A 5482-nucleotide genomic window follows, 5' to 3' on the forward strand; every position below is an offset into this window, starting at 1 on the left:
TGCCTGGTGTCGCGCCGGGCCCGCCGCGCGGTCGTCGCGGCGGCGCTGGCGGAGGGGCTGACCGACTGGTGGCGCCACCGCGACCGTGACCCGCGGGTCCGGACCGGGCCGCTGCTGCACCTGCTCGCGCACCGGCTCGACGACCTCGCCTACGGTGCCGGTCTGTGGTGGGGGGCCGTCGAGCACCGGACCTCCGCCCCGCTGCGGCCGACCGGTCCTGGCGCACGACGCTGACGTAGGTTAGGCTTCCCTGCCCTCCGGGGTCGCACCACTCCGTCAGGACTGGTCTGAACGGGTGATTCGTGTTGCGTCACGGATCCGATTCTGAGGGCGCCTCTCGCCCACCTTCTCCGCGCCTGCGGTTGCGCACGACAGGCTGTCGCCGTGACGTCGGCACCACGCCACTCGACCTCCGGTCGCCCCGGTCCCGGCTCCTTGCACCCCAGGAAGATCGGGAGTGTGATGTGGGCGCTGCCACACGAGACGTGCGGCAACTTTTCCGGGCGCGCCGGCGTGGTCGCGAGACAGGCGACGGCGATCGGCGTTCCTCGGACGAAGTCCCCGGTCAGACCCCGCGCTTCGGAGCGTGCGTGGTCGCGTACGAGGAGTGAGAGTTCATGACAGAGGTCCGGGTCACCGTCGACGGCGTGAACTACGCCGACGACGTCGAGCCCCGCATGTTGCTCGCGCAGTACCTGAGGGAGACGCTGGGCAAGACGGGGACGCTGATCGGCTGCGACACCAGCAACTGTGGTGCCTGCACGGTTCATTTCAACGGGCAGAGCGTGAAGTCCTGCTCGGTGCTCGCGGTCCAGGCGGACGGCGCCGAGGTCACCACCATCGAGGGTCTCGCCCGCGACGGTCAGCTGCACCCGGTGCAGGAGGCCTTCCGCGAGTGCCACGGCCTGCAGTGCGGGTACTGCACGCCGGGAATGATCATGGCTGCGGTGGACCTGCTCGGGGACAACCCCGACCCGTCCGAGCAGGAGGTCCGTGAGGGCATCGAGGGCAACCTCTGCCGCTGCACGGGCTACCAGAACATCGTGCGCGCCGTGCAGACCGCGGCGAAGAACATGAAGCCGGGAGCCGCTCAGCCCTCCGGCCAGGCCGCCCCGGTTGCGGGAGGTAACTGACGTGACGACGACCGCCGAACCCACCACGACCGGCGAGATCGGCAAGGCCCGGGTCCGCAAGGAGGACCAGCGCCTCATCACCGGCCGGTCCCGCTACACCGACTCCATCACCCCTCCGGGAACCGTCCACATCGCCGTCGTCCGGTCGACGATCGCGCGGGCGACCATCACCTCGATCGACAAGTCCGAGGCCGAGAAGGCCCCGGGTGTGTTCGGCGTCTTCACCGCGGCCGACCTCGGTGCGGAGGAGGTCGGCATGCCCTGCGCGTGGCCGATCACCCCGGACCAGAAGGCCCCGCAGCGCCCGGTGCTCGCCGTCGGCCGCGTCAACTTCTCCGGTGAGGGCGTCGCCGTCGTCGTCGCCCGGTCGGCCGCCGCCGCGCGCGACGCCGCCGAGCTCGTCGAGGTCGACTACGAGCCGCTCGACCCGGTCCTCGACATGGAGGCCGCCGCGCAGGACGGTGCCGAGCTGGTCCACCCGGACCTCGGCACCAACGTCTCCGCGACCTGGGTGTTCGACTCCGCCGCCGCCGGCACCGGTGCCGACGTGGCCGAGGCCATCAAGGCCGCCGAGGCCGACAGCGACTCCGTCGTCGTCCGCCGCCGCTTCCGCCAGCAGCGCCTGATCCCCGCGTTCATGGAGCCCCGCTCCTGCGTGGTGGACCCGACCGGTGAGCAGCTGACCATCTGGGCCGCGACCCAGGTGCCGCACATCCTGCGCACCATGACCACGGTGACCCTCGGGGTGCCGGAGTCCAAGCTGCGTGTCATCGCCCCCGACGTGGGCGGCGGCTTCGGCGGCAAGATCGGCGTCCTGCCCGAGGAGATGCTCTGCGTGCTGCTCGCGCAGAAGCTGGGCAAGCCGGTCAAGTGGACCGAGACCCGCAGCGAGTGCATGCTCACCGCGCACCACGCCCGGGACCAGATCCAGGACCTCGTGATGACCGCCAAGAAGGACGGCACCATCACCGGGTTCGACGTCCACCTCTACGCCGACATGGGTGCCTACCTGGGCCTCGTCGGGCCGGGTGTGCCGATCCTCGGCGCGTTCATGTTCAACGCGATCTACAAGATCCCCGCGCTGAAGTTCACCTGCTCCAACGTCTTCACCAACAAGGCGCTGACCGACGCCTACCGCGGCGCCGGCCGCCCCGAGGCGACCTTCGCCGTCGAGCGCATGCTCGACGAGCTGGCCGTCGAGCTCGGCCGCGACCCGATGGAGCTGCGCGAGCAGAACTGGATCAAGCACGAGGAGTTCCCCTTCACGACCGTCGTGGGCCTGACCTACGACACCGGCAACTACGAGCAGGCCACGCAGCGCGCGATGGAGCTGTTCGACTACGCCGGTCTGCGCCGTGAGCAGGAGGAGCGCCGCCGCTCCGGTGACCCGGTCCAGCTGGGCATCGGCATCTCGACCTTCACCGAGATGTGCGGCCTCGCCCCGTCCCGCGTGCTCGGCTCGCTGGACTACGGCGCCGGCGGCTGGGAGGCCGCCAGCATCCGGATGCTGGCCACCGGCAAGGTCGAGGTCACCACCGGTGCCTCCGCCCACGGCCAGGGCCACGAGACGGCGTTCTCGCAGATCGTCGCGGACAAGCTGGGCGTCGCGTTCGAGGACGTCGAGATCCTGCACGGCGACACCCAGGTGGCGCCGAAGGGCCTCGACACCTACGGCTCGCGCTCGCTGGTCGTCGGCGGTGTGGCCATCGTCAACGCCGCGGACAAGGTGATCGAGAAGGCGACGAAGATCGCCGCGCACCTGCTCGAGGCCTCCGAGGACGACATCGAGTTCGCGAACGGCCAGTTCACGGTCAAGGGCACCGACAAGGGCAAGGCCATCCAGGAGATCGCGTTCGCCGCGTTCATGGCGCACGACTACCCGGAGGGTATGGAGCCCTCGCTGGACTCCGACGCCGTCTTCGACCCGGAGAACTTCTCCTACCCGCACGGCACCCACCTGGCCGCGATCGAGGTCGACACCGACACCGGCCGGGTGAACCTGCGCAAGTACGTCTGCGTCGACGACATCGGCAACGTCATCAACCCGCTGATCGTCGAGGGCCAGGTGCACGGCGGTCTCGCCCAGGGCATCGCGCAGGCCCTGTTCGAGGAGGCGAACTACGACGACCAGGGCACCCTGGTCAACGCCACGTTCGTCGACTACACGATCCCGTCCGCGGCGGACCTGCCGAGCTTCACCACCGAGACGGTCTCCACCCCGGCGACGAGCAACCCGCTCGGCGTCAAGGGCGTCGGCGAGGCGGGCACCATCGCCTCGACCCCGGCGATCCTCAACGGCGTGCTGGACGCGGTGCGGCACCTCGGCGTCGACGAGATCGAGATGCCGACCACCTCGCAGCGCGTGTGGCGTGCGCTCCAGGTCGCCAAGGGCAAGAACCCGCAGGAGACCCCGAGCGACACCCACGCGCCCGGTGCCGGCCTCGGTTCCATCGACCCGAACAACCCCAAGGGAGAGGTCCAGTGATCCCGGCGAAGTTCGACTACGTCCGGCCCTCCTCGGTCGAGGAGGCCGTGTCGGCCCTGCAGTCGGCCGGTGAGGACGCGAAGATCCTGGCGGGCGGGCAGAGCCTGCTGCCGGTGCTGCGCCTGCGGATGGCCGCGCCGAGCACCGTCATCGACCTCGGGGGCATCCCCGAGCTCAAGCGGATCGGCGAGGACGACCAGTACGTCATGGTCGGCGCGATGGCCACCCACCACGAGGTCATGCGCAACGACCTGGTGAACTCCCACGTGGAGCTGATCGCCCGGGCGACCGAGACCGTCGCGGACCCGCAGGTCCGCCACCGCGGCACCCTGGGCGGCGCGCTCGCGCACGCCGACCCGGCCGGTGACCTGGGCGCGGCCGCCCTGGCGATGGACGCCGAGTTCGTCATCCTGGGCGCCGGTGGCACCCGCCTGGTGACCGCGGCGGACTTCTTCCAGGACTACTTCACGACCGCGATCGGCGAGGGCGAGATCCTCACCATGATCCGGTTCCCGAAGCGGTCCGGCTGGAAGAGCCACTACGAGAAGTTCAACCGGGTCGCCCAGGCGTGGTCGATGGTGGCCGTCGCCGTGGCGCTGAAGGTGGACGGCGGGACCATCACCGAGGCCCGCGTCGGCCTGACCAACATGGGCAACGTGCCGATCCGGGCGACCGGTGTCGAGGCGGCCCTGGTGGGCAAGGCCGCGGGTCCGGACGTCGCGAAGGCGGCCGCCGAGCACGCGCTCGAGGGCACGTCCGCTCCGAGTGACGCGGACGCCGCCGCCGACTACCGTGAGCACCTGGCGAAGGTTCTCACCGGTCGTGCGGTGCTGGCCGCGGCCGGCTGACGTACCCGAGGAACACACCGACGCCGGCGCCGGCCCCGGAACCCCCGGGACCGGCGCCGGCGTTCGTTCGAGGAGGCTGGGCAGAGAAGATGCAACTGGAGAACAAGTTCACGATCGCGGCGCCGATCGAGGACGCGTGGAAGGCCCTCAACGACCCGGAGCTCATCGCTCCGTGCTTCCCCGGGGCGACCCTGACCGAGTACGAGGGCGACTCGTTCCAGGGCACCGTCAAGGTCAAGCTCGGCCCGATCTCGCTCACCTACAAGGGCAAGGGCACCTACATCGAGCGTGACGACGCGAACCACAAGGTGGTCATCGACGCGTCCGGCCGCGACGCCCGCGGCAACGGCACCGCCAAGGCCGTCGTGACCGGCACGATGGTCGCCGACGGTGCGGACAAGACCTCGGTCACGATGGTCACCGACATGACCGTCACCGGTCGTCCGGCGCAGTTCGGCCGCGGCGTCATCTCCGACGTCGCCGACAAGATCATCGGGCAGTTCTCGAGCTGCGTCGCGGACAAGCTGACCGGCCCCGGTGCGGCGACCTCCAACGGCGCGGGCCCGAAGCACGCGGCCGACCAGACCAGCCCGATCCCGGCCGTCCCGCCGGGCCCGGGTGAGCAGGCCGCGCCCGCCCCGGTGAAGCGGACCTACCAGCCGCAGAGCAGCCCGGTCGAGGCCATCGACCTGCTCGACTCGGCGGGTGCCCCGGTGCTCAAGCGCCTCGGGCCGGTGCTGGGCGGCGTGGGCGCGCTCGTGCTGCTGGTCGTGCTGATCCGGCGTCTGCGCGGCGCGAAGGGCTGAGTCCCCCGCACGTCCCTCCGGGCCGGTACCGCGTTCCGCGGTGCCGGCCCGTGGCGTTGCGGGGCAGGATGGAGCGGTGCGAGCGGGCGAGCGGAACGGGCTGACCGACGTCGAGGGCCTGCGGGTCGGGCACGCGGCGGTGAGCGGGCCGGGTGCCCGCAGCGGGACGACGGTCGTGCTGGCCCCGCCGGGCGGCGCGGTCGCCGGCGT

The 5482-nt window shown here is 71.2% G+C and carries 4 protein-coding genes and 1 pseudogene; all 5 read left to right on the forward strand.

Annotation, left to right across the window (positions count from 1 at the left end; all coding sequences use genetic code 11):
* Positions 1–234 (forward strand): annotated as a pseudogene (locus GTW08_RS17550) (mycofactocin system glycosyltransferase); the annotation flags it as partial.
* A 383-nt stretch (positions 235–617) separates the two neighbouring features.
* Complete coding sequence (locus tag GTW08_RS17555) at positions 618–1133, forward strand: (2Fe-2S)-binding protein (protein ID WP_073576616.1); 516 nt, start codon at positions 618–620, stop codon at positions 1131–1133.
* A gap of 1 nt (position 1134) precedes the next feature.
* Complete coding sequence (locus GTW08_RS17560) at positions 1135–3618, forward strand: xanthine dehydrogenase family protein molybdopterin-binding subunit (protein ID WP_073576615.1); 2484 nt, start codon at positions 1135–1137, stop codon at positions 3616–3618.
* On the forward strand, positions 3615–4466 hold the full coding sequence (locus GTW08_RS17565; RefSeq protein WP_073576614.1) for an FAD binding domain-containing protein: 852 nt from the start codon (positions 3615–3617) through the stop codon (positions 4464–4466). The genes GTW08_RS17560 and GTW08_RS17565 overlap by 4 nt, the downstream gene beginning before the upstream one ends.
* Before the next feature lie 89 nt (positions 4467–4555).
* A complete protein-coding gene (locus GTW08_RS17570) occupies positions 4556–5272 on the forward strand; it encodes an SRPBCC family protein (RefSeq protein ID WP_073576613.1) in 717 nt (238 codons plus the stop codon).
* Positions 5273–5482 lie beyond the last annotated feature (210 nt).

Source organism: Pseudonocardia sp. SID8383 (assembly GCF_009864975.1).
Lineage (GTDB): Bacteria > Actinomycetota > Actinomycetes > Mycobacteriales > Pseudonocardiaceae > Pseudonocardia > Pseudonocardia alni.

Excerpts from the sequence above, each read along its gene's own strand:
- GTW08_RS17555 (WP_073576616.1), top strand. The coding sequence starts at position 618 with ATGACAGAGGTCCGGGTCACCGTCGACGGCGTGAACTACGCCGACGAC.
- GTW08_RS17570 (WP_073576613.1), top strand. The coding sequence starts at position 4,556 with ATGCAACTGGAGAACAAGTTCACGATCGCGGCGCCGATCGAGGACGCG.